Genomic DNA, 25,895 nt, shown 5'->3' with positions numbered 1-25,895 from the left:
TTAAAACACCCCCCCGTTGGGGGGGGGGGTTACCTGTGTGTTAATCAGAGTCCCTCAGGGTTCCCCTCACGGACTTCTCGGCTACCGCCGCGAGCGGCTGGCTTTCATGAACTCCCGGTTGAGGTTCGCGATGCTCGTCAGCGGAATGCCCTTGGGACACGAGGCGACGCATTCGCCGGTGTTCGTGCAGCCGCCGAAGTCCGCCGCGTCCATGGTTTCCACCATGTCGAGCACCCGCTGGGCGCGTTCCGGCTGACCCTGCGGGAGCGAGTTCAGGTGCGCCACCTTCGCCGAGGTGAACAGCATCGCCGACCCGTTCGGGCAGGCCGCCACGCAGGCGCCGCAGCCGATGCAGGTCGCGTTGTCGAAGGCGAGGTCCGCGTCCGGCTTGGGAACCGGCGTCGCGTGCGCTTCGGGCGCACTGCCGGTCGGGGCGGTGACGTAGCCGCCCGCCTCGATGATCCGGTCGAACGCCGAGCGGTCCACCACCAAGTCCTTGATCACCGGGAAACCCTTGGCGCGCCACGGTTCCACGTCCAGCACGTCGCCGTCCCGGAAGGACCGCAGGTGCAGCTGGCAGGTCGTGGTGCGTTCGGGGCCGTGCGCCCGGCCGTTGATCACCACGCCGCACGAGCCGCAGATGCCCTCGCGGCAGTCGTGGTCGAACGCGATCGGCTGCGCGCCGTCCTCGATGAGGTGCTGGTTGAGGACGTCGAGCAGCTCCAAAAACGACATGTCCGGGCTGGCGTCGTCGACCGGGTACTCGACGAGCCTGCCGTCGTCGTCCGGGCCGGACTGGCGCCAGACCCGCAGGGTGAGTTTCACGTGTAGCTCCGCTGGGTGGGGTGGACGTGCTCGAAGTTCAGGATTTCCTGGTGCAGCACCGGCTTCTCGCCGTACTCCCAGGCTGAGACAAAGGAGAACCGCTCGTCGTCGCGCTGGGCCTCGCCGTCTGCGGTCTGGTGTTCCTCGCGGAAATGGCCGCCGCAGGATTCCTCGCGCACCAGGGCGTCGAGCAGCAGCAGTTCGGCGAGTTCGAGGAAGTCGGCCACGCGACCGGCCTTCTCCAGTTCCTGGTTCAGCTCCTCGCCGGTGCCGGGGACGCGGACGTCGCGCCAGAATTCCGCCCGCAGCTCGGGAATCCGGTCGAGCGCTTTCCGCAGGCCCTCGGCGGAGCGGGACATCCCGCAGTGGTCCCACATCAGGTGGCCCAGTTCGCGGTGGAACGAGTCCACGCTGCGAGTGCCGCGCACCGACAGCAGCCGTTCGAGCCGGTCGCGCACGGCGGTTTCCGCTTGGGCGACAGCCGGATCGGCCGGGTCCAGCGCGGGGAAACTGCCTTGGGCGATGTAGTCGTTGAGAGTGGCCGGGAGCACGAAGTAGCCGTCGGCGAGGCCCTGCATCAGCGCGGACGCGCCGAGCCGGTTCGCGCCGTGGTCGGAGAAGTTGGCCTCGCCGATCACGAACAGGCCGGGCACGGTGCTCTGCAGGTCGTAGTCGACCCACAGACCGCCCATCGTGTAGTGGATCGCCGGGTAGATCCGCATCGGGACCTGGTATGGGTTTTCCGCGGTGATCCGCTCGTACATGTCGAAAAGGTTGCCGTACTTGGCTTCCACCGCCGGACGGCCCATCCGTTCGATCGCGTCCGCGAAGTCCAGGTACACGCCGAGCCCGCCGGGACCGACGCCGAATCCGGCGTCGCAGACGTTCTTCGCCGCCCGCGAGGCGATGTCGCGCGGCACCAGGTTGCCGAAGCTCGGGTACATCCGCTCGAGGTAGTAATCCCGCTCGGCCTCCGGGATCTCTTGGGGAGGACGCGGGTCGCGAGGTTGCTTCGGGACCCAGATCCGGCCGTCGTTGCGCAGCGATTCGCTCATCAGCGTCAGCTTCGACTGATGCTCGCCGGACCGCGGGATGCAGGTCGGGTGGATCTGCGTGAAGCACGGGTTCGCGAAGTACGCGCCGCGCTTGTGCGCCCGCCAGATCGCGGTGGTGTTGGAGCCCTTCGCGTTGGTGGACAGGTAAAAGACGTTGCCGTAACCGCCGGTCGCGAGCACGACGGCGTCCGCGAGATGCGTGGTCACCTCGCCGGTCACCAGGTCCCGCGCGACGATCCCGCGTGCCTTGCCGTCGGACACGATCAGGTCCAGCATCTCCGTCCGCGGATGCATTTCCACGCCGCCGGCGTTGATCTGCCGCGCCAGCGCCTGGTAGGCGCCGAGCAGCAACTGCTGTCCGGTCTGGCCGCGCGCATAGAACGTGCGCTGCACCTGCACGCCGCCGAACGAGCGGGTGTCGAGCAGCCCGCCGTACTCCCGGGCGAACGGCACGCCCTGCGCCACCGCCTGGTCGATGATCTGCGTCGACACCTGCGCCAGCCGGTACACATTGGACTCCCGGGACCGGAAGTCGCCGCCCTTCACCGTGTCGTAGAAGAGCCGGTAGACCGAATCGCCGTCGTTGCGGTAATTCTTCGCCGCGTTGATGCCGCCCTGCGCGGCCACCGAGTGCGCGCGCCGCGGCGAGTCCTGGAAGCAGAACTGGACGACGTGGTAGCCCTGTTCGGCGAGAGTCGCCCCGGCGGACGCGCCGGCGAGACCGGTGCCGACCACGATGATCCGGTGCCGCCGCCGGTTGGCCGGGTTGACCAGCTTCGCGCCGAAGCGGCGGCTGTCCCAGCGGTCCTCGATCGGGCCTTCCGGCGCCCGGGTGTCGGCGATCGGCTCGCCGAGCGTGTAGTCGCTCATGTCAGGCCACCCATCCCGCCATCACGGCGATCGGCACGATCAGGAAGCCGCCGGTGATCACGACGGCGAGCACGGAGCCCACGGTTTTCAACGCCCGGTCTCGCGTCTTGCTGGTGATCCCCAGGGTCTGCGCCGCGCTCCAGAAGCCGTGGTTGATGTGCAGGCCGAGCATCAGCAGCGCGACGATGTAGATCAGGTTGACCCACCAGACCTGGAAGTCCGCGACGATGTTGTGGTACGGCTGGCCGTCGCGGAAGTCCTGGTTGGCCACGCCGACCGTGAGGTCCAGGATGTGCCACACGATGTAGAGCGCGAGCGTCGCGCCGCCCCAGCGCATGGTGTGCGTCGCGAAGCTGGCCTTGCGCCGCTGGCCGTGCGCGTACTTCACCGGGCGCGCTTGACGGTCCCGTTTGGACAGTTGCACCGCAGCGACCACGTGCAGCACCAGTGCGATCAGGAGCACGGTCCGCTGGATCGAGAGGTACCAGGCGTTCTGCAGCACCGGTTCGCCGATGGTGCGCAGCCAGGCCGCGTAATCGTCGAAATGCTGTGGTCCCAGGAAAACCTTCAGGTTCCCGGCCATGTGCACGAACAGGAACGCGACGAACATCAGCCCGGTGACGGCCATGACGGCCTTCTTGCCGATGGTCGAACGCCAGAACGTTACGAGCGCCGGGCGACGGCGGGGCGGAGCGGGTGCGAGTGCCACGGAACCGACGGTAAGTCGGCGCCGACGAGAGGGCAAACACATGATTTCTCTTGACACCAGAGGTAACGCCTATGATGGTGCTCGTGCAGTTCCAACAGCTGGCGTACTTCCTGGCAGTGGCCGAGACGCGGCATTTCACCCGCGCCGCCGAACGCATGCGTGTGGCGCAGCCCTCACTGTCGCAGCAGATCCGCGCGCTGGAACGGGACGTCGGCGCGGGGCTGTTCCACCGGATCCGCGGGAATGTGACGCTCACCGAGGCGGGGGAGACGCTGCTGCCGATCGCGCGCCGGATCCTCGCCGAGACGGAGACCGCGTACCGGGCGATCCGCGAGCTGGACGAACTGGGCCGCGGCCGGGTACGGCTCGGCGCGACCCCGAGCCTGTGCACCGGTCTGCTTCCCGCGATGCTCGCCGCGTTCCGCCGGGACTACCCGGGCATCGAGCTGGTGCTGCACGAAAGCGGGTCGCGGGATCTCCAGACCGCGCTGTCGGAAGGCGGGCTGGACCTCGCGATGATCGTGGACAGCCGCGTCCACGACGATTCCCGTTTGGAGAGCCGGGCGCTGTTCGTCGAAGACCTCGTGGTGATCTCGCCGAAGGACGCGCCCGCCCCGGTGCGCGGCCGGATGCCGATCGGCGCGCTGCGGGACCGGCCGCTGGTGATGTTCCGGCAGGGCTACGACCTGCGCGAGGCGACCGTGGCCGCGTGTCGCGCTGAGGGATTCGACCCGCTCTTCGCGATCGAAGGCGGCGAAATGGACGCGGTGCTGGAGCTGGTCCAGGCCGGGCTGGGCTTGGCGGTGGTGCCGAGCACCGTGGTCGGGGACCGGTTCCGCCGCACGCGGTTCACCGAACCCGGGCTGAGCCGGGTGGTGCGGCTGGCGTACCGGCGGGATGTCGAGCAGCCGCGCGCCGTGCGGGCGCTGCAGGAGGCGGTGGTGCGGTACCTGGGCGGCGGCGTCGCCCAATTGCCGCCCGGCACGCGTCCGCTGGTCGGCGGGTGATCAGCGAGTCAGGGAGTCCAACACCAGGTCGATCAGCCGCTGCGCTTGCGGTTTTTCGCAGTGCTGCGCGGAATACGCGATACCGCCGATCAGGAGCAGGACGTCCTCGGCGGGCACGTCGGACCGGAGCGTCCCGTCGTCCGCTCCTGCTGCGAGCAGGTCGCCGACGGCATCGAGGAGCAGCTTCCGGCTGTCCGAATAAGGATCGACGCCGGACGCGATGACCGCGTTGAGTGCTTCGGACATCCCGTGCTTCGCGCTGACGTACGCGAGGAAATGCGTTAGCCACTCGCGCATTGCTTCCGCGGCTGGGTGCTGTGTCAGGAGGGCTGCCGCCTGCTCGCAGACTCCCGCGAGGTGGTGTCGGTAGGCGGCGTCGATCAGCGCTTCACGGGTCGGGAAGTGCCGGTAGAGCGTGCCGACGCCGACCCCAGCCTGCTTGGCGATCGCGGCCGGCGCCGCCGCGAGGCCCTGTTCGGCGAAGGCCTGTGCGGCGACCTCCAGGAGCCGGGCACGGTTCTCGAGCGCGTCTCGCCGGGTGCGGCGCGGGGCGTCGGCCATCGGGTCCCTCCGAGGTTGCTAACCGGAACGCGTTCCGGATAGTCTAAGCGGAACACATTCCGATTAACCTTACTTTGGAGAGGTCGCGCCATGTCCGCACGGCATTGGTTCGTCACCGGCGCTTCCGGCGGCTTGGGCCGTCGGCTGGTCGAAGAGGCACTTCGCCGCGGCGAGCACGTCACCGCGACAGTCCGGCGTCCGGACGCGCTGCCCGCTTCGCCGCACCTCACTGTCGAACGGCTCGACCTCACGCGTCCGGCCGACGTTTCCGCGGTGATCGAGCGGACGGTTCGGCGGCGGCCGGTCGACGTGGTCGTGAACAACGCGGGCTATGCCGTCGTGGGCGCGGCGGAGGAGATGACGCCCGAGCAGATCCGCGACCAGATCGAGGTGCTGCTGCTCGCCCCGATCCTGATCACCCGCGCGTTCCTCGGCCCGATGCGCGAGCGAGGCGGCGGGCGGATCATCCAGATCTCCAGCATGGGCGGTCAGCTCGGCTCGCCGACGCACAGCGCGTACCACGCGGGCAAATGGGGATTGGAGGGGTACACCGAGAGCGTCAGCCGGGAGGTCGCCGAGTACGGCATCCACCTGACCGTGGCGCAGCTCGGCGGGACCCGGACCGGCTTCGCGTCCGCGCTGCAGTACACCGCCGAAACGGCTCCTTATCGCGACAACGCTGTCGGCCGGACCCGCCGCTACCTCGAATCCCTCGACGACAGCGCCCTTTCCGGCGACCCGGCCAAGATCGCCGCGCTGCTGTACGAGACCACCCTCCAGCCGAACCCGCCGCTGCGCCTTTCCCTCGGTTCGGACACCTACGACGCCGTCCACAATGCACTCACCGAACGGCTGAACTGCCTTGAGTCGCAACGGGAACTGGCCGCTTCGGTCGCTTTCTGACTACATCCCCACCGACTGCCGCTCCGGTTCGATCAGGCCGACCACGCGTACCTGCTCGCGCGTGTACGGCTGCCCGATGTATTTCTTGGCCACCGCGTCGACGATCTCCCACGCCGGGTCGCCCTCGATCCATTCGGCCACCCGGCCGCGGATGGTGACCGGCTCGAACGGATTGTCCGGCGGGGTAAGGGAAATCGCCACGCGGGGGTCGCGGCGGAGGTTGCGGGCCTTGCGGCTGTCCGGACCGGTGAGGAAGACGATCCGGTCGCCGTGCGTGCCGATCCACACCGGGACGACGTGCGGCGATCCGTCCGGGAGCACGGTGGCGAGGTGGGCGATCGGAGTGCCGTCGAGGATGCGGCGGACATCGGGGTTGAGCATGGTCTTGGTTCCTTTCAGCGGAGAATTTCGTAGTGAAGATGGGTGACGCCGGGTGCCGGGACGGCTTCGACCAGCCTGAGCCGGACGTGCTCGGGGAGTTCCCCGAAGAAGCTCCGCCCGCCGCCGAGCAGGATCGGGATCTGGTGGAGGACGAACTCGTCGACCAATCCGGCCCTGATCGCCTCGGTGACCAGAACCCCGCCCATGAGTGCGACGTCCTTGTCTCCCGCCACCGCCCGCGCGCCGGCTACAGCCTCTTCGACGCTAGTCGCCTGGGTCTGCGCCGCGCTGAGCTCCGGCACCGGCTGGTGGCTGACCACGAACAACGGAGCGGTCGGATGCGGACCACTACCGCCGAAGTGGCTTGAATGGTCGTAGGTCGTGTGCCCGACCACCGACGCCCCCACGCGGTCGGCGAGCTTGTCGAAGACCCGCGCACTGGGCTCGGACAGGGCGAACCCGTCGAGGACTTTGCTGGCCGTGTCGCCGGTGAAGTACCAGTCGAACAGCGCTCCCGCGTCGCCGAGCCCGCTCCCGACCTCGTCGGCCCCTTCCGGGAGGCGGCCGCTGATGTAGCCGTCGACCGAGACGGAGAGGGCGCTGAACACTTTGGTCATGACGATCCTTAATAGTCGCTTACAGTGCCTGGGGAAAGTCGAAAACCCGATGCGGGTCGAAGCTTTTCTTGAGCGCGGCGAGCCTGTCGTAGTTGCCGGCGTGATAGGCCCGGACCGGATCCTCGAGCGCGAGATCGGGAAAGTTCGGATAAACCCGGCCGGACCCTTCCGCGTGCGCCGTCCTCCACGCCTGGTCCACCCACGGATCGCCCGGCTCGCTGACCTGCTCCAGCAAAAACCGCTCACCCCGATGCGCAAACGCGGTCTCGTCCTCCGCGACCCGGTTGTACGCCCCGCCCATCGCCGTGAACGCCAGCCGCCGGTTGCCGGTCAGCCCCTTGAGCAGTTCCCCTGTAGTGCCCTCCGACATCGCCCCCGCGAAGAACTCCGACCGGACCCGGCTCGCCGCGGCCGAGTCCAGCGTGCTGAATGTCGGCTTCACCATGCTGTAGGGAACATCCAGTCGGATGTCTATTGCATACAGAACACCGGCCCGTGCGGTGAACTCCCTGAGCCACTCCCGGGTCGCCCGCGGCGGGAGGGTGGAGACCCCGAAGAGCGTCGCGCGTCCGGCTTGGACAGTGAGGTTCACCGTCAGCCCGTCGGGTGCTCCGGGCGCCCAGTCCTGCCAGGCCTTGACGAGGCCCTCCTGCTCTTCCCAGGTCCCCTCGATCCGGCAGACCGACGGCTCCGGCACCGTCGCGAACCGCAACTCCGTCACGATGCCGAACTGCCCGCCGCCCGCACCCCGCAATGCCCAGAACAGGTCAGCTTCCCGGTCCTCGCCGCACTCCACGACGCTCCGGTCCGCGAGCACCACCTGCGCGCCGACGAGCCGATCGCAGCTCAGCCCGTACTGGCGGCCGAGGAGCCCGATCCCGCCGCCGAGCGTCAGCCCCGCGATGCCCACGGTGTCACCGCACCCGGCCGGAATCGTCCGGCCGGACTCGTGCAACGCCGGGTAAACCGCACCCAGCCGAGCCCCGGCGCCGATCGTCGCCACGCCACCGTCGTCCACCTCGATCCGGTCCATCCCGGACAGATCCGCCACGATCCCGCCGGCCGGGCACCGGTCCACGAAACAATGGCCCCCACCGCGCGGCACGACGCGTCTGCCGGTCTCGGCCGCGTAGGCCATGACCTGAACGACATCCGAGACGGAATGACAGCGAACGACCAGCCCCGGTTTCGGACTGGCTCCGTACCCCGGCGAACCGGGGGAGAGGACGTCGAGCGCGGTCAGGTCGATCACGGAGGCGACGCTACGGAGTTCCAGGGGGCGGTTCTTGAACAAAACGCGCACGGGAGATGCTCACGCCTGGACTGGCGAACGGCTTCGGGAATGGCCGCCTGCGAAGCGCGGCGGGCTGGGCCGGGGGAGGTTTTGAGACCGCGTGGTGCGCTGGAGTCCCATCGGGACTCATTGCCACCCGCACGGAGATACCGCCCCGCTGCGGCGAACACGTCCGGTTGGCGAGGGATGGCGGGTTGATCGTGCCCCGCGTGCCCGGGTAGGTCAGGGGGAGAAGCCTCGACAACCGCGTCGTCTGATGGGGTCTCATTCCTGCCGCGTGGAGATACCGTCCCGCACCGGCCAATATGTGCGGGTGGCGGGTCGCGCGTGTCCACGCCCCGGACCGGCCAAGCCGAGAAGCCCTGGGAGCCGCGTCATCCCGTGGAGTCCCCTCGGCACTCATCCCCACCGCGCGGAAACCCCGCCCCGCACCGAAGAATGCCTCCGGGTGGCGAGAAACGGCGCGTACGAAGCGGAATGATCATGCCCGCAAGCGCACCGGTCAAGATCGCCCCCGAGCAGCTGCCTCGGCGTGACCCCGGTCAGCCTCAGGCATTCGCGGCTGAGATGAGCCTGGTCGGCATAACCGGCGTCGACCGCGAGGCTCGCCATCCCGTCCGCGCCCCGCCGGCCGCTCGCGATGGCGCCTGCCTGGGCCAGCGCGAGGAATCCCTGGAACCGCAACGTCCGCTGCAGCACCTTCGGACTCATCCCGACTGCCTGCAGGCACCGCCTGCGCAGTTGGCTCGCGGAGAGCGCGAGGTGCGCGGCGACCGCGTCGACGCCGACCGGGTCCCACGGCATCAGCACCTGCACCGCTTCCCCGACCAGCGGGTCGAGCCCGCCGGCCCGGCGGAATTCCCGCACGAGGTGCGCCTGCAGCGCGGCCAGTCCGAGCTTGGGCGTCGCGGCGAGCGCGACTGCCTCGACGAGCCGATCCGCGGTCCGGCCCCACAACTCGGCCAGGCCGAGATGCTGGTCGGCCAGTTCGTCGAGCCCGGCGGGCAACGGAGGCGCGGCCCCCGGCCGGAACCGCACGCCGACGACGGTCGTCCGCGCCGGAATGACCTCGATCCGCGGCCCGGTCAACGGCCCGAGCAACCGCGGTCGCCCACCGACCGGGAAGTGGATCTCGACGCCGCCGGTCGGCAGATGCCGCTGCACGTACGGCGCGTCGCCGGTGCGCTGGATCCACACCGTGCGCACGACTCCCGCCAGCCCCGGCACCGGCGGACGCTCCACATACGCGTTCATCCCCGTACCGAAGCGTTCCGCCGGGCGCACGTCAAGCACCTGCGAGGGTCGGCGGCCCCTTCTCTTTGCCCGGAAATGCTTTTCCCGGTGAGAATGCAGTTCGGAAAAGTGTCGCCACGGTGGTCGTTCGCCCGCAGGCACCGGGTCACAAGTCCCTGGACCGGAAGACCTTCTCCCGTAGTCGCCAGGCGTCCCGCCCCGGGATTCTCGCTGTCTGAAGCCGGGAAACACCGTGCTACCGAAGGAGGCGCCCGGTCATGCCGACGTTGCTCATCATTGTGCTTGTCCTGGGCGCGGGTCTTTTCGTGGGAGGGCTGCTGGACAGAGCCAGCCAGACCCACGCGCGCTTCAACAGCTACCGGCAGCGCACCGCCACCGGCCTGGTCACCTGGGTGCGCAGTGCGGTCGCCGCTGTTTTCGGAGTCGCCGGGCTGCTGGTTTTCCTTTATGTCGTGGTGACTTTCTCCTCCGCGCGGTAACCGCCTGCCCGGCGCTCTCGCCCTGACGCTCGAGCAAACGACGGCGTTGGCCCGGGTTTCGGCCGACCGGCGAACCAGGCAACGGGCGCGACGGCCCCAGCACCGGCCCGGCGGCTGTCCCGTTGCTGCGCCGGGAAGGTCCGAGTCCCGGAGCAACCGTGCAAGCATCGTCACGGCACCGCGACCGTCCCGGAGACGGCCCGGGCACTTGCATCGGCACCCGGCATTGGGGTCGGGTGCCTGCACCAGCACCGGGGCACTGCATCGGCATCGGTACCGGGCACCTGCATCGACACTGGGCATCGACACTAGCTGCTGCACGACACCGATACCGCCGGTAGCACTGCCCCTGCCGCCGACTACAGCACTGACGCCGACACCGACACCGACCGCACCACTGCCACCGACTACTGCGCCGACACCGACTACGGCACTGACACTGTCTTTGGAGCAAGCTCCGGCTTCGTCTTAGCCCCTTTCACGCGACCGTCCCGAAGCCCAGACCGCAGAGAATCCTGTCCACTGTGAACCGCGAACCGTGAACCGTGAACTGTGAACCACAGGCACCATTCAGCCGACCGGCACACCAGCGACTAAATACTGCATACAAAATTCTGCCGAACGAAGACCGTAGACGCGCCTCAGATGTACCCGCAAACATCCATCGCCGCGACGACCTTCCGGAACCCCGCGATGTTCGCCCCGCTCACGTAGTCCCCGGCGACCCCGTGCTCGTCGGCGGTTTCGAGGCACGTCCGGTGGATGTCGGTCATGATCTCCCGCAGCGTCCGGTCCGTGCGCTCGAACGTCCACCGCTCGCGCGCCGCGTTCTGCTGCATCTCCAGCGCCGACACCGCGACCCCGCCCGCGTTCGCGGCCTTTCCTGGGCCGACCGCGACCCCGGCCTCGCGGAAGATCTGCAGTGAACCGGGCGTGCACGGCATGTTCGCCCCCTCGGCGACCGCGCGGACGTTGTTCTTCACCAGCCGCAACGCGGACTGCTCGTCCAGCTCGTTCTGCGTCGCGCACGGAAGCGCGAGGTCGCATGGCACATCCCACGGCGTGCCGTCCGTGACGTACTTCGCCGACGGCACGTGATCCACGTACTCCGAGAGCCGCCCGCGCCGCGCGACCTTCAAGTCGTGCAGCACTTCCAGGTCGATCCCGCGCGGATCGTGGACGTACCCGCCGGAATCCGAGCACACGATCGGCCGCGCGCCGAGTTCCTGGAGTTTCGCGATCGCGTGGTAGGCGACGTTGCCCGAACCGGACACCACCGCGGTGCGGCCGGAGAACGAGTCGTCGCGCGCGCCGAGCATCGCCTCGAGGAAGTACACCGTCCCGTATCCGGTGGCCTCCGGACGCGCCGGAATGCCGCCCAGCAGCGGGTTCTTGCCGGTGATCGTGCCCGCGTCGTAGCGGTTGGTGAGCCGCTTGTACTGGCCGAACAGATAGCCGATCTCGCGCCCGCCGACGCCGATGTCGCCGGCCGGGACATCGGTGTCCGGGCCGATGTGCCGGACCAGTTCGGTCATGAACGCCTGGCAGAACCGCATGATCTCGCCGTCGCTGCGGCCGGCCGGGTCGAAGTCGGACCCGCCCTTGCCCGCGCCGATGCCGAGGCCGGTGAGCGCGTTCTTGAAGATCTGCTCGAAGGCGAGGAACTTGACCGTCCCGAGCGTGACGTCGCCGCGGAAGCGCAGCCCGCCCTTGTACGGCCCGAGCGCCGAGCTGAACCCGACCCGGAAGCCGCGGTTGACGTGCACCGCGCCCGCGTCGTCGGTCCAGACCACCCGGAACATCACCTGCCGCTCGGGCTCGCACAGCCGCTCCAGCATCGCGGCGTCGCGCAGGCCCGGATCCCGCCGCAGCGCGGGCCGGATCGCTTCGAGCACTTCGAAGACGGCCTGGTGGAACTCCGGCTCGGCCGGGTTCTTCCGGACGATCTCCTCGTACACTTCGCGCGATGTCCTGTCGAGTGCCATCCGCCGATGATGCCGTCCGAGTGCCGGATTTCGCACCCCCGACGGGGTTTGCGAGGTTAGGGGGTGACCAGGCTCACGCATCGAGCACTACATCGGTAGTGGGTACCGCCTGGCAGGCAAGGCACTGGTCAGCGGGCAGATCGTCGGCGACGGCGACCAGGTGCGCGACGCTTCCGTCGAGCACCGGCACCGCACAGCTTTCGCACTGTCCGAGCCGGCATCCGCTGGGCAGCGCGACGCCGGACGCCTCGGCGAACCGCAGCAGATCCCCGTCGCCGGCTCGCCAGGTCAGCTCGCGGCCGGACCGCGCGAACCGCACAGTGGCCTTGGCGCCGTCCGGGATCTGGACCGGCGCGAGCGCGGCGTGGAACTTCTCGGTGAAAATGTCGAAGCGCGGCACGCCTCGCTCCACCAGGCCGGCGGTCACCTCGTCCAGCATGATTCCGGGACCGCACAAGTAGAACCGGGCCCGCCGCCGGATCAGGTCGGCGTCGACGCGGTCAGCGGTGATCCGGCCGGTGAAATCGCAGGGCTCGTCCGGACCAGGACGGCTGTAGTGGTCCAAGATCTGGACCGTCGGCAGACCGCCGGCCAGCGCGGCGATGCGCTCGCGAAACGCGTGCCGAGACCGGTCGCGGCTGCCGTGGTGCAGCACGATCTCCGGTGCCGACGCCGGGTCGAGCGTCTCCAGATAGCTCAGGAACGGCGTGATCCCGATCCCGGCGGCGAGCAGCACGATGGGTCGCGAATGGACAGTCGGCACCGCGAACCCGCCGGACGGAGCCGTGACCAGCAACCGAGTCCCCGGCTGAACGCGGTCGTGCACCGCGGGCGAGAACTTCCCGCCCGACACCCGCCGTACCGCGATCGCGTACCCGCCGTCCGGCGCTTGCGCGGCCCCAGTGAGCGAATAACTGCGGGTCAGCCCAGGTGCGTCCGGCCAGGCGACCGTGATGTGCTGCCCGGCGCGGAACCCCGGCACCGGCCGCCCGTCGACCGGTTCGAGGCGCACCGACCGGATGTCCTCGGTCTCGAACTCCGCGCCCTCGACCACGAACTCCCGCTGCCCGGTCCACGGCCGCGACTCGTCCGGCCGGACGTCGCAGAACGTCGAGCGCAACGGAACCGATCCGCTGACCGGGTCATGGGCGTCGTCGCCGACGAGCAGGTTGTAGTTGGTCCCGCCGTCCTCGAGCGGGTCCGAACCGGGCAGCGCGAGGTCAGGAGCGGGTTGCCACCAGCCGTACTCCGCCACGACCACGTCGCGATGCAGCGCGGGATCGATCCGCGCCCGCATCCGGACGTCCGCGGAAGCGGTCGTGATGCGGACCCACTGCCCGTCCTCGATCCCGCGCTCCGCCGCGAGTTCGGCGCTCAGATCGACGGCCGGTTCCGGGGAACGCTTGCGCAGCGACGAAATCCCGCGATGCTGGCTGTGGCAGAAATACCCGTTCTTCGCGCACGTCAGCACCAGCGGGTGCCGCGGATCCGGCGTGGGCGGTTCCGCGTCCGGGACCGCGGGCTGGCCATGCTCGGCGAGCCGCTCGGAATACAGCTCGACCCGCCGGGTCGGCGTCGCAAACCCTGTCGCCGCACCATTTTCCGCGCACTGGGCATACTTGCGAAACTCAGTTCGCAACGGCAGATCAACGCCGCCCGGCCGCTCGCGCAATTGTGCGGCAGTGAGGCCGAGCGGGGCGAGTTGGTGATCCCAGCCGTCCTCGATGCGGCCGTCGAAGAACTCCGCGCCGAGCCCGAGTCGCTCGGCCAGTTCGAACACGACCTCAGTGTCCGAACGCGACTCACCGATCGGATCAGCCATCCGCGGCCGCAACTGCACGTGTTCCTGTGCCGCCTGGGTGATTTCGAAACCCGCCTTGACGGCCTCATGCTCCCACGGCGTCTGAACCGGCAGCAAAAGATCGGCGAACCGCGCGGTCGGATTCTCGAACAAATCAAGATGCACCGCGAATTCCAAGCGCCGCAACGCTTCCGCAGTACGTTTTGGATCTGGTTGAGACAGCAGAAGATTTCCGCCGAATGACACCAAAGCCCGTACCGGATAAGGCTTCTCGTCGAGAACCGCCCGGCAAAAGTCGCGCGCGGTCACCCATCCCTGCGCGGGTGGCCCGAGCGGAAACTCCTGAAGGCCAAGGGCTTTCGCACGCTGCTCGGGTGCGAGCTGATCCGGCGACGTGACCGGCGCGACCGGCAGCTTCGGCAGGACAACGTTGCCGCCGGGGGTGTCATAACTGCCGGTGAGCGCGTAGAGAGTGGCGATCGCACGCTCGGTCTGCGTCGCGTTCGCGTGCTGACCGACCCCCGACCATGCCGCGTAGGTGACGGATTTCGCCTCGGCAAGGTCCGCCGCGAAAGCTTCGATCGCCGCGCCCTCGACAGTCGTCACCGCCTCGGTCCGGTCGAGCGGCCACGCGGCACAGGCCTGCTCGTAATACTCGAACGCGGGAATGCACTCAACGGAACCATTCAACGTGCGCACGCGACGTTTTCCGTGCAACGCGAACCCTTCCGGTCCGGTCGCCGGATAATCCGTGTCGTACGGCTCAGCTTGGCCAGCCGCTTCGTCCCATACTGCGAATCCGGCCCCGGCGGGGTCAATTTCCGACGCCCGCAAAAACCGTCCATTGTCGACTCGGACCAGCAGCGGAGCGTTAGTCCACGACCGCACGAACGCTTCGTCGTGTCCACGACGCTCGAGCAACGCCCGAGCGACCCCGAGCGCGAGCGCACCGTCGGTGCCTGGCCGGACCCGGAGCCAATGCTCGGCCTGCACCGCGCTCGCAGTCCGCCGCGGATCGACAACCGCCAGCTTCGGCGTCCGCGCCCCGGCCAATGCCGCAGATTGCGCAAGCCACGCTTTGGCCGGATTATGCCCCCACAACACCGCGAATTCCGTCCCCGCGTAATCCGGGGCGGGCAGTCCCGAACCGAACGTGAACGCGTGCGCGTAATCCTTGTGCCAGTTGCAAATCTCGGTCGAGTACAGCGTGTTGGGGCTGCCGAAAAGCCGGATGAACCGCTCGACCCAGTCGATCGAGTCGGACATCGGCGTGCCGCTGGGGGAGGTGACCGAAAACGCGACCGCCTCCGCCCCGCTGACCGCGCGGATGTCGCCGAGCCGCGCCGCGATCTCGGAAAGCGCTTCGTCCCAGCTGATCTCGCGCCACTTCGGATCCGGGTCGGACTTCGGCGTGGTGCGACGCAACGGCCGGCGCAGTCGTTCGGGGGAGTAGACCAATTCGGGCGCCGCGCGGCCCTTCGGGCACAACGCGGCCCCGGTCGGATGCGCGGGATCCGGCCGGACGCCGCGCAGCGTTCCGTTCTCGACTGTGTAGACCGCGCCGCAGCGCGACCGGCACAACGTGCAGTAACCGCGAACCTCAGGCATGAGTTACTCCTTAGTAACCGGCTACCGGTTACTCCTGTACGATGCGGGACGGAAGCGGGCGAAGTCAAGCCCGCGAGAGCGGAGGAGTGCTCCCGTGACGCAGCTGCAGCGCACCAACCTGCGCGAACAAGTGCTCGAAGTCGTGCGGCAGGCGATGGTGTCCGGCGACCTGCGCCCCGGCGACATCTATTCGGCGGCCGCGCTCGCGACGCGCCTGGGCGTGTCGAGCAGCCCGGTGCGCGAGGCGTTGCTGACGCTGGTCAACCAGGGTCTCCTGGAACCGGTCCGCAACCGCGGCTACCGGGTCGTCGCGATGACCGAACGAGACCTGGACGAAATCTACGAAATGCGACTGCTGCTCGAGGTCCCGGCGACGCTGTCCGCCGCCGCGGCCGCCGGCCCCGACGACCTCGCGCGCCTGGACGGCCTGGCCGCCGAGATCGAGACCGCGGCCGGGGAGGGCGATGTCGCGCGATTCCTGGAGGCAGATCGCCGATTCCACCTGGACCTGCTGTCCCTGGCGGGGAACGGGCGGCTGACCGACGCCATCGCGAACCTGCGCGACCAGACGCGCCTGTACGGCTTGGAAAAACTCGCCGAGCATGGCCGGTTGGCGGATTCGGCGCGGGAGCACCGGGAGATGCTGGCGACCGTGGCGGCTCGGGATTGGGGCCGGTTGGAGGGGCAGGTGCGGACGCATCTGAAGCACATCCGGGCGGATTGGGCTTCGGGCTGAGCTGGGGTTTGGTGTGGTGGCAGGGCGATCGGGTGTCGTTCGGTTGAGCGAGGGTTTTGCTGCGTCGGGCTGTGGGGGGGCGAATCGCTGATCGGTGGGTCCTGGTCTGGACGATTGGCAGTAGGAACTTCCGAGTGTGACCCGGTGTTTGCGAGCGAGGCGGCGTGCGGTCGTGGGCGGATGCCGCGAAGCCGCGGCCTCGGGGCGGGACCGGGTCGCCAGCGTGGGGTGCCACGATGTGTTGGAGGTCGGTCCGTCGTCGGGACGTCGGTTCGTTGCGGATGAAACTGGTCCGGTCGGGTGCGGCAACATCGCTTGCTCGTCACGGGATCGCCAGCGTGCGCGGCGGTGATGTCCCGGATAGGGCAGCCGTAGGCGGACCGCGTCTGGCCAGATGCCGCACCACAGCTTGTCGCCGGCCCGCCGTGCGGATCATCGTGATATTCGATGCCGGGCCCGCCGCGGGTGCGGTCAGGTCAGATGCCGCAACACCGCCGCCACCGCCGGGCGCGGGTCACCGGCGTGCGTAGCCATGATGTTCCACGCCGGACCGCCGCGGGCGAACCGGCGGCCGGTCAGGTCCGGGAACTGCGCGGCGACCGACATCGGCAGCACGCAACCGCCGAGATCGTGCCGCACCAGTTCGGCCGCGGCGGGAGCGTCGGTGACCTCGTGCACGACGGTCCGCCGCACTCGCGCCGACTGGAACGTCCGGTCGGTAGCCTCCCGGATCGCCCATCCCGGCGCGAAATCCACCACCGCGGTACTGGCCGCTTCGGCGGCCGACACCGGGCGATCGGCGGCCCTGTCGCCCGCCGCGGTGACCAGCACCATCTCCTCCTTCCAGACCGGACGGCTCACCAGGCCCTCGCTCGGGGCGCAGCCGGCGACCGCGACCACTATGTCCACAGTGGATGTCACGACCGCCTCGCGCAGCTGGTGCGGCGGCGCGGTCCGCACCAGCACGCGCACTCCGGGATGGTCGCGGCGCAACGCGCTCAGCGCCCGATGCGGTTCGGGCCACGCCCCGGGCATGACCCCGATCCGGACCTCCCCGGTGACTTGCCAGCGCGCCCGGTCGACAGTCGCCCGAGCCTGGCTCGCCGCCTCCAGCGCGGCTCGCGCGGCCGGGAGAAACGCTTTGCCCGCAGGCGTAAGCGCGACCCGGTGAGTGGTGCGCTCGAACAGCTCGGCGCCGAGATCGCGTTCGAGCGCACGGACCACAGTGGACACAGTCGACTGCACCGTGTGCAACCGCCGCGCGGCCGCTGTGAACCCGCCCTCCTCGGCCACTGCCACGACGGTTTCCAGCTGCCGCAGGTCCATCGGTCCTCCTGGATCCGAACCACTCCGGGTGTAGTACTACGCCTGTGCCGCCTCTTTCGGCCTCAGCTGGTTTCGGCAAGCACCTCGCGAACCAGCCGCGCCGTCTCGCTCGGCGTGCGCCCGACCCGGATTCCAGCCGCTTCGAGCGCCGCCTTCTTCGCCGCGGCGGTCCCGGACGACCCCGACACGATCGCTCCCGCGTGCCCCATGGTTTTGCCTTCCGGCGCGGTGAACCCGGCGACGTACCCGACGACCGGCTTCCGCACGTTCTCTCGCACGTAAGCCGCCGCGCGCTCCTCCGCGTCGCCGCCGATTTCGCCGATCAGCACGATCACGTCGGTGTCCGGGTCCTTCTCGAACGCCTCGACCGCGTCGATGTGCGTCGTGCCGACGACCGGGTCGCCGCCGATGCCGATGCAGCTGGAAAAGCCGATGTCGCGGAGTTCGTGCATGAGCTGGTAGGTGAGCGTCCCGGATTTCGACACCAGCCCGATCCGTCCGGGACCGGTGATGTCGGCGGGGATGATCCCGGCGTTCGACAGCCCGGGGGAGATCAGGCCAGGACAGTTCGGCCCGACGATCCGGGTGCGGCTGTCGCGCGCGTGCGCCCAGAACGCGGCGGAATCGTGCACTGGCACGCCCTCGGTGATCACCACCGCGAGACCGATGCCGGCTTCGATCGCCTCGAGCACCGCGTCCTTCACGAACGGCGGCGGCACGAACAAGACCACTACATCCGCACCGGTCTCCGCCATCGTCTCGGCGACGCCGCCGAACACCGGCAGTTCATGCCCGGCAAGGGAAACGGTCTGCCCGGCCTTGCGCGGATTCACTCCGCCCACGACGTTCGTGCCCGCGGCCAACATCCGGCGGGTGTGCTTGGCGCCCTCCGAACCGGTGATGCCGGAAACGACGACCCGGCTGGTGCCGTCCAGGAAAATCGCCATCGGTCAGCCCTCCGTCACAGTCGCGAGCTTGGCCGCTTCGCGTGCGGCGTCGTCCATCGTCGCGACCACCGTCACCAGCGGATGCGCCGCCTCGGCGAGGATCCGCCTGCCCTCGGCGACATTGTTCCCGTCGAGCCGGACCACCAACGGTTTCGTCGCGCGATCGCCCAGCAGCGCCAACGCTTTCACGATGCCGTCCGCGACCGCGTCGCACGCCGTGATCCCGCCGAAGACGTTCACGAACACACTGCGCACCGCCGGATCCCCGAGAATCACTCCGAGCCCAGCCGACATCACTTCCGCGGACGCCCCGCCGCCGATGTCGAGGAAATTCGCCGGCCCGACCGCCCCGGCCTCCTGTGCCGCGGCAGCCACTACATCCAGAGTGGACATCACGAGCCCGGCGCCATTGCCGATCACGCCGATGTCGCCGTCGAGCTTGACGTAATTGAGTCCGTGCTCGGCCGCCTGCTGCTCAAGCGGATCCCCGAGTTCCGCGTCCGCGAACACCTGATGCCCGGGATGCCGGAACGCGGCGTTGTCGTCCAGCGTGACCTTCCCGTCGAGCGCGACGATTTCTCCGCCGCGCGTACGGGCAAGCGGATTCACCTCGACGAGCGTGGCGTCCTCGGAGGTGAACACGTCCCACAGCCGAACCAGGACGCTCGCCGCTTCGACCGGAAGCCGCGCCGCCGCCGCGATCCTGCGCGCCTTCACCAGATCGACCCCGACGCGGAGGTCGATCGGCACCTTGATCAGTGCTTCGGGCCGGGTCGCGGCGACCTCCTCGATATCCATGCCGCCGGCCGCGGACGCCATCGCGAGAAAGGTCCGGTCGGCGCGGTCGAGGAGGTAGGAAACGTAGTACTCGTCGGCGATATCGCTCGCCTCGGTCACGAGGACGCGATGCACGCGGTGGCCTTTGATGTCCATGCCGAGGATCTCGCCGGCGATCCGCTCGGCGTCGTCCGGCCGGGCCGCGAGCTTCACCCCGCCCGCCTTGCCCCGGCCGCCGGTCTTGACCTGCGCCTTGACGACCACCGGCCCGCCGATCTCGACGGCCGCCGCCCGCGCTTCCGCGGGCGTGGCGGCGACCTGGCCGCGGGGGACTGGCACGCCGTGCGCGGCGAAGAGGTCGCGCGCTTGGTGTTCCAAGAGGTCCATCGGGATTCCTTCCTTGCGGGCGGGGGAGCAGGGGGTTGGTGAGGTGGTGGGTTGGGGCTGCTTGTCGGCCAGATCGGTGGAGCTGTCTTGCCGAGGCTGGTGCCAGAGGCGCCTGGCCGGTGCCAGAGGCGGGTGCTGGTGGCGGGTGGCCGGTGCTGGTGGCGGGTGAGGGTGGACGGTTCGCTTGTGGGTTGAAGTTGTGGCCCGGCTGATTGCCCGGGCGGGTCTGGTCGGGAGTTCCGGCCTAGGCCCGGTTGTCCGGGATGGACCCGGCAGGTCTCGGCCTGGCCGACCCCCCGACATCCGGCCAGGTTGGCCGGATGCGGATCCCGTGCAGCTCTGGCATCCGCCCGGAGGAGGCGGATCCCAGCCGAATCCCTGTCGACGCGTCCGATCCGAACCGCTTGAGGTGGACGTCCCTCCGTGCGGCAGGCGTCGTCGACGCGCCTGGTTCGCACCGCTCGGTGCCGACGCGCTCCGGTGCGGACCCGTCGACGCGTCCGATCCGCACCACTGAGCACCTACGCGCTCCGGTGCGGCGGACCCGACGACGCGCCCGATCCGCACCACTCAGCGCCGATGCGCTCCGGTGCGGTGGACGCGTCCGCAAGTCCGCCGCCATGTTCAGCCGGGCAGATCGATCTGACGAGCTGAGCTGCCTCCGCGTTCGACAGGACAGATCGATCTGACGAGCCGAACCGCCGCCACGTTCGGCAGGCAAGGTCGACCTGGCGAGCCGAACTGCCGCCACGTTCAGCGGCCCAAACCGATCCGACGAACGAGAACTGCCGCCGCCTTCGATGCGGCAGATCAACCCGGCGAATCAGCTCGCGAACCTCCCTCCGGAACCCGGGGCGAAGCGGCCCGCAAGCCAGTCGGACAAACCTGCGGATGCCCCTGGACAGCGGGCGGCTCGAAGAGTAAGTCTAATGCCTACCTCATACGGTATGCAATCTACAGTCTTCCGGCGACGAGCCGCTGACCTGCGGCGACAGATCCGGCGGGCCGCGGAGAGGGCACGAGCAGACCGGGACGAGCGCGCGGATCAGAGAGGTCCGGCGCGGGACAGGAGGAGTTGCGCATGTCGCCAACCACGACCGGCCGGCAAGCAGGCCAGCACACCGGCGAGAACCCCAGCGGGCGAACCGGCCGGGAGCCCGGAGAGAAGAACACCGGCGCGACCACAGGGCAGTCCAAGGCCACCACTGCCAATGGCGACCGTGAGGCGGCAGCCACGATCTCCGGCGGGCACCTGGTCGCGAAAGCCCTGAAAGCCGAAGGTGTCGACACCATCTTCACCCTCTGCGGCGGCCACATCATCGACATCTACGACGGCTGTGTGGACGAGGGCATCAGCGTCATCGACGTCCGGCACGAGCAGGTCGCGGCGCACGCGGCCGACGGGTACGCGCGCATCACCGGGCGTCCCGGCTGTGCGGTGGTCACGGCAGGCCCGGGGACGACCGACGCGGTCACGGGCGTCGCGAACGCGTTGCGCGCGGAGAGCCCGATGCTGCTGATCGGCGGCCAAGGTGCGTTGAGCCAGCACAAAATGGGCTCGCTGCAGGACCTCCCGCACGTGGACATGATGAGCCCGATCACCAAGTTCGCCGCTACCGTCCCGCACACCTCACGGGCCGCCGACCTGGTGTCGATGGCGTTCCGGGAGGCCTTCGCGGGCGCGCCCGGACCGTCCTTTTTGGAGATTCCGCGCGACGTTCTCGACGCCAGGGTGCCGTTGGAGAACGCGAGGATTCCGGAGTCCGGCCGTTATCGCGCTTCCACCCGGAATGCGGGCGATCCGGCGGACGTCGAGAAGCTCGCGGATCTGTTGGTGCACGCCAAGAAACCGGCGATTCTGCTCGGCAGCCAGGTCTGGACGACTCGCGCCACCGAGCCCGCGACGGAACTCGTGCGCACATTGAACATCCCGGCGTACATGAACGGCGCCGGTCGGGGAACGCTGCCGCCGGGCGATCCGCACCACTTCCAGTTGTCTCGCCGTTACGCGTTCGACAACGCCGACGTGATCGTCATTGTCGGCACGCCGTTCGACTTCCGGATGGGTTACGGCAAAAGGCTTTCTCCCGACGCGAAGGTGGTGCAGATCGACCTCGACTACCGTACGGTCGGCAAGAATCGCGACATCGATCTCGGCATTGTCGGAGACGCCGGACAGATCCTCGCCGCCGTCGCGGATGCTGCGTCGGGCCGCGTGGACAATGGGGCGGTCGGGCGCAAGCCGTGGCTGGAAGAGTTGCGTGCGGTCGAGGAGAAAGCCAAGCAGAAGCGGTTGCCGCAGCAGCATTCCGACGCGAATCCGATCCATCCGTACCGGTTGGTGCACGAGATCAACGAATTCCTGACCGAGGACTCGATCTACATCGGCGACGGCGGCGACATCGTCACGTTCTCCGGGCAGGTCGTGCAGCCGAAGGCGCCTGGGCACTGGATGGATCCCGGTCCACTGGGGACACTCGGGGTCGGCATTCCGTTCGTGATGGCCGCGAAGCACGCGCGTCCGGATCAGGAAGTCGTCGCGCTTTTCGGCGACGGCGCGTTTTCCCTCACCGGCTGGGACTTCGAGACGCTGGTGCGGTTCGATCTCCCGTTCGTCGGAATCGTCGGGAACAACTCGTCGATGAACCAGATCCGCTACGGCCAGGCGCAGAAATACGGCCTCGCGCGCGAACGCATCGGCAACACCCTCGGCGACGTCCCCTACGACCAGTTCGCCCGGATGCTCGGCGGCTACGGCGAGGAGGTCCGCGACCCGGCGGACATCGCCCCGGCGCTGCGCCGCGCGCGGGAATCCGGCAAGCCGTCGCTGATCAACGTCTGGGTCGACCCGGACGCCTACGCCCCCGGAACCATGAACCAGACGATGTACAAGTAGTCGGGAGGAGCCGAAGATGGGAAAGGCACTGGAGGGCGTCCGCGTCCTCGACATGACCCATGTCCAATCAGGACCGTCGTCGACCCAGATCCTCGCCTGGCTCGGCGCGGACGTCGTGAAGCTCGAAACCCCCGGCCGCGGCGACATCACTCGGGGCCAGCTGCGCGATCTGCCAGGAGTGGACAGTCTGTACTTCACGATGCTGAACGCGAACAAGCGCAGCATCACGCTGAACATGAAAAGCGAACAGGGCAAGGAAGTCTTCACCAAGCTGGTGTCCTCAGTGGACGTTCTGGTGGAGAACTTCGGGCCTGGCGTGGTGGACCGCTTCGGGTTCTCCTGGGAGAAGCTGCACGAGATCAACGAGCGGCTGATTTACGCGTCCATCAAAGGGTTCGGGCCCGGCAGGTACGCGAATTTCAAGGCCTACGAGGTGATCGCGCAGGCGATGGGCGGCTCGATGAGCACGACCGGCTTCGAACAGGGGCCGCCGACCGCCACCGGTGCGCAGATCGGCGATTCGGGCACGGGCATCCACCTGGTCGCGGCGATTCTCGCGGCGTTGTACCAGCGCACGAGCACCGGACGCGGGCAGCGGGTGCAAGTGGCGATGCAGGACGCGGTGCTCAACCTGTGCCGGGTCAAGCTGCGCGACCAGCAGCGGCTCGCGCACCGGGCGCTGGGGGAGTACCCCAACGAGCGGTTCGGCGACGAGGTGCCGCGTTCGGGCAACGCGTCGGGCGGCGGCCAGCCGGGCTGGGCGGTGCGCTGCGCGCCGGGCGGGCCCAACGACTACATCTACGTCATCGTCCAGCCGGTCGGCTGGGCTCCGCTGACCGAGCTGATCGGACGGCCGGAGCTCACCGAGGACCCGGACTGGGCCACTCCCGAGGCGCGGCTGTCCAAACTGGACAAGGTGTTCGCGATGGTCGAGGAATGGACCGAGCAGCGCACCAAATGGGAAGTGATGGAGCTGCTCAACGCCCGCAACATCCCTTGTGGACCGATTCTGTCCACTAAGGAGCTGATCGAGGACGAGACCCTGGCCGAGCTGGGGTCGGTGGTCGAGGTGCCGCATCCGGAGCGCGGGGCGTTCAAGACGGTCGGCTGCCCGTTGAAGCTGTCGGACTCGCCGGTGGACGTCGAGCGTTCTCCGTTGCTGGGCGAACACAACGACGAAGTGCTCGGCGAACTCGGCTACAGCACGGCGGACGTCGAGCACCTTCGGACGGCGGGCGTGATCTGAGGATGACCACGGAAATGGACCGCGCGGCGGTCGAGGAGATCCTGGCCCGAGCAGCCGAGGAAGGCCGGTCCGCGCTGACCGCGCCGGAGGGACGCGCGATCTGCGAGGCGTACGGGATTCCGACGCCACAGGAACGGCTCGCCACGTCGGCGGAGGAAGCGGTGGCGCAGGCGACGGAAATCGGCCTGCCGGTGGTGCTGAAGATCGTGTCGCCCGACATCCTGCACAAAACCGAGGCTGGCGGTGTGCTCGTCGGGCTCCGCACCGAGCAGGAAGTCGAGGACGGTTTCGCCGCCATTCTGTCTAATGCCAAGGCTTACGACGCGTCGGCGCGCCTCGCCGGCGTCCAGGTGCAGCAGATGCTGACCAGCGGGCAGGAGGTGATCATCGGTGCGGTCACCGATCCGAGCTTTGGCAAGATTGTCGCGTTTGGACTCGGCGGAGTTCTGGTCGAGGTGTTGAAGGACATCACTTTCCGCCTGGCACCCACGAGCACCGACGAGGCGCTGTCCATGGTGGACGGAATCGCCGCGGCTGAAGTCCTGAATGGAGTACGAGGCGGCGAAGCGGTGGACAAGGCGGCGCTGGCGGATATTGTGCGACGGCTGTCGCAGCTGGTCACCGACTTCCCGCAGCTGGCCGAGGTCGACCTCAACCCGGTGCTCGCCACCGGCGACGGGGCGACTGCGGTGGACGTGCGGATCCTCGTCGATCCGGCGGCGGCCGCGGAGCCGGTGCGGTTCAGCCAGGACGAAATCCTGACCGCGATGAACCGGATCATGAAGCCGGCCGCGGTCGCGGTGATCGGCGCGTCCGCCGAGGACGGCAAGATCGGCAATTCGGTGATGAAGAATCTCGTCAACGGCGGGTACGCGGGCGAGATCTATCCGATCAATCCGAAGGCCGCGGAAATCCTCGACCGCAAGGCGTATCCGAGCATCGCGGACGTGCCCGGCGACGTGGATGTCGCGGTCTTCGCCATCCCGGCCAAGTTCGTGCCGGCGGCGCTGGAAGAGGTGGGCGCGAAGGGCGTGGCCGGGGCGATCCTGATCCCGTCGGGCTTCGGCGAGACGGGAAACATCGAACTGCAGAACGAAGTGCTGGCCATCGCGCGCAAGCACGGAGTGCGGATTCTCGGCCCGAACATCTACGGCTATTACTACACGCCGGAGAACCTGTCGGCGACGTTCTGCACTCCGTATGACGTCAAGGGCGGCGTGGCGCTGTCGTCGCAGAGCGGCGGGATCGGGATGGCGATTCTGGGCTTCAGCCGGTCGGCGGGAATGGGTGTGTCGGCGATTGTCGGCGTCGGAAACAAGGCAGACATCGACGAAGACGATCTTCTCACGTTCTTCGAGCATGACGACAACACAGAACTCGTCGCCATGCATCTGGAAGATCTCAAGGACGGTCGCGCGTTCGCCGAAACCGCGAAACGGGTGTCCGCGAAGAAACCAGTGGTGGTGCTGAAAGCCGGGCGCACGTCGGAAGGCGCGAAAGCGGCCGGGTCGCACACCGGTGCACTAGCCGGAAATGACCGGGTCTACGACGACATCCTGCGCCAGAGCGGCGTCATTCGCGCGCCCGGGCTCAACGACCTGCTCGAATACGCGCGAGGCGTGCCGAAACTGCCCACGCCGAAGGGCGAAAACGTCGTGATCATCACCGGCGCGGGCGGTTCCGGGGTGCTGCTGTCGGACGCCTGTGTGGACAACGGGCTCACGCTGATGCAGATCCCGACCGACCTCGACGCCGCGTTCCGCGAATACATCCCGCCGTTCGGCGCGGCCGGCAACCCGGTGGACATCACCGGCGGCGAACCGCCCTCGACCTACCGGAACACCATCGCGCTCGGCCTTTCCGACGATCGTATTCACTCGTTGGTTCTCGGTTACTGGCACACGATCGTCACGCCGCCGATGGTGTTCGCGGAGCTGGTCGTGGACGTCGTGGAGGAGTTCCGGCGGAAAGGAATCCACAAGCCGGTGGTGGCCTCGCTGTCCGGGGATGTCGAGGTCGAGCAGGCCAGCGAGCACCTGTACGCACACGGCGTCGTCGCTTATCCCTACACGACCGAAAAGCCGGTCGCGGTGCTCGGCGCGAAGTACCGCTGGGCGCGTTCGGCGGGGCTGCTGCCTTGATCAAGTCCGGAGGGAGGCGTACGTTGCCCGACACCTAACCGCTGGTCAGCGGAGTGCGGCGAGGAAGGGAAGCCGGGACGCGCGGTCGTG

Annotated in this window: 20 protein-coding genes; 7 read left to right on the top strand and 13 right to left on the bottom strand. The window is 68.7% G+C overall.

From position 1 onward, the window contains the following. Positions 1 to 81: 81 nt before the first annotated feature. From ACFXI3_RS25030 to ACFXI3_RS25020, 3 genes are read right to left on the bottom strand one after another with little or no spacing between them, the layout of a single operon-like run. Positions 82 to 825, bottom strand: a complete 744-nt coding sequence (locus ACFXI3_RS25030) for a succinate dehydrogenase/fumarate reductase iron-sulfur subunit (protein WP_344275688.1) — start codon at positions 823 to 825, stop codon at positions 82 to 84. Then, positions 822 to 2,750 (bottom strand): fumarate reductase/succinate dehydrogenase flavoprotein subunit, encoded by a 1,929-nt coding sequence (locus ACFXI3_RS25025; RefSeq protein WP_378402545.1) that lies wholly within the window; start codon positions 2,748 to 2,750, stop codon positions 822 to 824. The genes ACFXI3_RS25030 and ACFXI3_RS25025 overlap by 4 nt, the downstream gene beginning before the upstream one ends. 1 nt (position 2,751) lies before the next feature. Beyond that, positions 2,752 to 3,459, bottom strand: coding sequence for a succinate dehydrogenase cytochrome b subunit (locus ACFXI3_RS25020; protein ID WP_344275681.1), 708 nt, complete (start codon positions 3,457 to 3,459; stop codon positions 2,752 to 2,754). A gap of 83 nt (positions 3,460 to 3,542) precedes the next feature. Between ACFXI3_RS25020 and ACFXI3_RS25015 the strand changes: the two genes are divergently transcribed. Beyond that, on the top strand, positions 3,543 to 4,466 hold the full coding sequence (locus ACFXI3_RS25015) for a LysR family transcriptional regulator (protein ID WP_378402543.1): 924 nt from the start codon (positions 3,543 to 3,545) through the stop codon (positions 4,464 to 4,466). Here the strand turns inward: ACFXI3_RS25015 and ACFXI3_RS25010 are convergent, their stop codons facing one another. Next, the gene (locus tag ACFXI3_RS25010) at positions 4,467 to 5,027 is read right to left on the bottom strand and encodes a TetR/AcrR family transcriptional regulator (RefSeq protein ID WP_378402541.1); all 561 of its coding nucleotides are present in this window, start codon (positions 5,025 to 5,027) and stop codon (positions 4,467 to 4,469) included. Between the two features lie 90 nt (positions 5,028 to 5,117). Here ACFXI3_RS25010 and ACFXI3_RS25005 point away from each other — a divergent pair, with 90 nt between their 5' ends. Beyond that, complete coding sequence (locus ACFXI3_RS25005) at positions 5,118 to 5,930, top strand: SDR family NAD(P)-dependent oxidoreductase (RefSeq protein WP_378402539.1); 813 nt, start codon at positions 5,118 to 5,120, stop codon at positions 5,928 to 5,930. On the opposite strand, the gene ACFXI3_RS25000 is transcribed toward ACFXI3_RS25005, so the two are convergent. The 4 genes from ACFXI3_RS25000 to ACFXI3_RS24985 all read right to left on the bottom strand — a co-directional run bounded on the left by ACFXI3_RS25000 (position 5,931) and on the right by ACFXI3_RS24985 (position 9,506). Then, positions 5,931 to 6,311, bottom strand: coding sequence for a PPOX class F420-dependent oxidoreductase (locus tag ACFXI3_RS25000; RefSeq protein ID WP_344275670.1), 381 nt, complete (start codon positions 6,309 to 6,311; stop codon positions 5,931 to 5,933). It abuts the gene before it with no gap. Positions 6,312 to 6,325: 14 nt separating this feature from the next. After that, positions 6,326 to 6,928 (bottom strand): dihydrofolate reductase family protein, encoded by a 603-nt coding sequence (locus tag ACFXI3_RS24995; RefSeq protein ID WP_378402537.1) that lies wholly within the window; start codon positions 6,926 to 6,928, stop codon positions 6,326 to 6,328. A gap of 19 nt (positions 6,929 to 6,947) precedes the next feature. Then, entirely contained in the window at positions 6,948 to 8,180 is a 1,233-nt protein-coding gene (locus tag ACFXI3_RS24990; RefSeq protein ID WP_378402535.1) for an FAD-binding oxidoreductase, read from the bottom strand. A gap of 441 nt (positions 8,181 to 8,621) precedes the next feature. Further along, positions 8,622 to 9,506, bottom strand: a complete 885-nt coding sequence (locus ACFXI3_RS24985; RefSeq protein WP_378402533.1) for a DUF6597 domain-containing transcriptional factor — start codon at positions 9,504 to 9,506, stop codon at positions 8,622 to 8,624. A 227-nt stretch (positions 9,507 to 9,733) separates the two neighbouring features. Here ACFXI3_RS24985 and ACFXI3_RS24980 point away from each other — a divergent pair, with 227 nt between their 5' ends. Further along, positions 9,734 to 9,955, top strand: coding sequence for a hypothetical protein (locus ACFXI3_RS24980; RefSeq protein ID WP_378402531.1), 222 nt, complete (start codon positions 9,734 to 9,736; stop codon positions 9,953 to 9,955). A 641-nt stretch (positions 9,956 to 10,596) separates the two neighbouring features. Here ACFXI3_RS24980 and gdhA read toward each other — a convergent pair. Beyond that, a complete protein-coding gene (gdhA, locus tag ACFXI3_RS24975) occupies positions 10,597 to 11,940 on the bottom strand; it encodes an NADP-specific glutamate dehydrogenase (protein WP_344275656.1) in 1,344 nt (447 codons plus the stop codon). 73 nt (positions 11,941 to 12,013) lie between these two features. After that, complete coding sequence (locus ACFXI3_RS24970) at positions 12,014 to 15,349, bottom strand: molybdopterin-dependent oxidoreductase (protein WP_378402529.1); 3,336 nt, start codon at positions 15,347 to 15,349, stop codon at positions 12,014 to 12,016. Between the two features lie 94 nt (positions 15,350 to 15,443). Here ACFXI3_RS24970 and ACFXI3_RS24965 point away from each other — a divergent pair, with 94 nt between their 5' ends. Next, on the top strand, positions 15,444 to 16,085 hold the full coding sequence (locus tag ACFXI3_RS24965) for a GntR family transcriptional regulator (RefSeq protein ID WP_378402527.1): 642 nt from the start codon (positions 15,444 to 15,446) through the stop codon (positions 16,083 to 16,085). A 471-nt stretch (positions 16,086 to 16,556) separates the two neighbouring features. Here ACFXI3_RS24965 and ACFXI3_RS24960 read toward each other — a convergent pair whose 3' ends face one another. The 3 genes from ACFXI3_RS24960 to sucC form a co-directional block, all read right to left on the bottom strand. Then, positions 16,557 to 17,411: a LysR family transcriptional regulator gene (locus ACFXI3_RS24960; protein ID WP_378402525.1), complete on the bottom strand. Its 855-nt coding sequence runs from the start codon at positions 17,409 to 17,411 to the stop codon at positions 16,557 to 16,559. A 62-nt stretch (positions 17,412 to 17,473) separates the two neighbouring features. Further along, on the bottom strand, positions 17,474 to 18,358 hold the full coding sequence (sucD, locus tag ACFXI3_RS24955) for a succinate--CoA ligase subunit alpha (RefSeq protein WP_378402523.1): 885 nt from the start codon (positions 18,356 to 18,358) through the stop codon (positions 17,474 to 17,476). A gap of 3 nt (positions 18,359 to 18,361) precedes the next feature. Then, a complete protein-coding gene (gene sucC, locus ACFXI3_RS24950; protein WP_378402521.1) occupies positions 18,362 to 19,522 on the bottom strand; it encodes an ADP-forming succinate--CoA ligase subunit beta in 1,161 nt (386 codons plus the stop codon). A 1,081-nt stretch (positions 19,523 to 20,603) separates the two neighbouring features. On the opposite strand from sucC, the gene ACFXI3_RS24945 reads away from it, so the two are divergent. From ACFXI3_RS24945 to ACFXI3_RS24935, 3 genes are read left to right on the top strand one after another with little or no spacing between them, the layout of a single operon-like run. After that, positions 20,604 to 22,418: a thiamine pyrophosphate-binding protein gene (locus ACFXI3_RS24945; RefSeq protein WP_378402519.1), complete on the top strand. Its 1,815-nt coding sequence runs from the start codon at positions 20,604 to 20,606 to the stop codon at positions 22,416 to 22,418. A 16-nt stretch (positions 22,419 to 22,434) separates the two neighbouring features. Then, positions 22,435 to 23,664: a formyl-CoA transferase gene (gene frc / locus ACFXI3_RS24940; protein ID WP_378402517.1), complete on the top strand. Its 1,230-nt coding sequence runs from the start codon at positions 22,435 to 22,437 to the stop codon at positions 23,662 to 23,664. A gap of 2 nt (positions 23,665 to 23,666) precedes the next feature. Continuing rightward, positions 23,667 to 25,805, top strand: a complete 2,139-nt coding sequence (locus ACFXI3_RS24935) for an acetate--CoA ligase family protein (RefSeq protein WP_378402515.1) — start codon at positions 23,667 to 23,669, stop codon at positions 25,803 to 25,805. The last annotated feature ends 90 nt before the right edge of the window (positions 25,806 to 25,895 follow it).

It is taken from the genome of Amycolatopsis sp. NPDC059235, from assembly GCF_042754125.1.
Lineage (GTDB): Bacteria > Actinomycetota > Actinomycetes > Mycobacteriales > Pseudonocardiaceae > Amycolatopsis > Amycolatopsis albidoflava.
This window is presented reverse-complemented; position numbering and strand designations above follow the sequence as displayed.

What these genes read in the sequence shown, in the direction of transcription:
- ACFXI3_RS24995 (WP_378402537.1), bottom strand. Translation starts at nt 6,928, where the DNA reads ATGACCAAAGTGTTCAGCGCCCTCTCCGTCTCGGTCGACGGCTACATC.
- sucD (WP_378402523.1), bottom strand. Translation starts at nt 18,358, where the DNA reads ATGGCGATTTTCCTGGACGGCACCAGCCGGGTCGTCGTTTCCGGCATC.
- ACFXI3_RS25025 (WP_378402545.1), bottom strand. Translation starts at nt 2,750, where the DNA reads ATGAGCGACTACACGCTCGGCGAGCCGATCGCCGACACCCGGGCGCCG.
- ACFXI3_RS24945 (WP_378402519.1), top strand. Translation starts at nt 20,604, where the DNA reads ATGTCGCCAACCACGACCGGCCGGCAAGCAGGCCAGCACACCGGCGAG.
- ACFXI3_RS24935 (WP_378402515.1), top strand. Translation starts at nt 23,667, where the DNA reads ATGACCACGGAAATGGACCGCGCGGCGGTCGAGGAGATCCTGGCCCGA.
- gdhA (WP_344275656.1), bottom strand. Translation starts at nt 11,940, where the DNA reads ATGGCACTCGACAGGACATCGCGCGAAGTGTACGAGGAGATCGTCCGG.
- ACFXI3_RS25000 (WP_344275670.1), bottom strand. Translation starts at nt 6,311, where the DNA reads ATGCTCAACCCCGATGTCCGCCGCATCCTCGACGGCACTCCGATCGCC.
- frc (WP_378402517.1), top strand. Translation starts at nt 22,435, where the DNA reads ATGGGAAAGGCACTGGAGGGCGTCCGCGTCCTCGACATGACCCATGTC.
- ACFXI3_RS25010 (WP_378402541.1), bottom strand. Translation starts at nt 5,027, where the DNA reads ATGGCCGACGCCCCGCGCCGCACCCGGCGAGACGCGCTCGAGAACCGT.
- ACFXI3_RS24970 (WP_378402529.1), bottom strand. Translation starts at nt 15,349, where the DNA reads ATGCCTGAGGTTCGCGGTTACTGCACGTTGTGCCGGTCGCGCTGCGGC.
- ACFXI3_RS24960 (WP_378402525.1), bottom strand. Translation starts at nt 17,411, where the DNA reads ATGGACCTGCGGCAGCTGGAAACCGTCGTGGCAGTGGCCGAGGAGGGC.
- ACFXI3_RS24980 (WP_378402531.1), top strand. Translation starts at nt 9,734, where the DNA reads ATGCCGACGTTGCTCATCATTGTGCTTGTCCTGGGCGCGGGTCTTTTC.
- ACFXI3_RS25005 (WP_378402539.1), top strand. Translation starts at nt 5,118, where the DNA reads ATGTCCGCACGGCATTGGTTCGTCACCGGCGCTTCCGGCGGCTTGGGC.
- sucC (WP_378402521.1), bottom strand. Translation starts at nt 19,522, where the DNA reads ATGGACCTCTTGGAACACCAAGCGCGCGACCTCTTCGCCGCGCACGGC.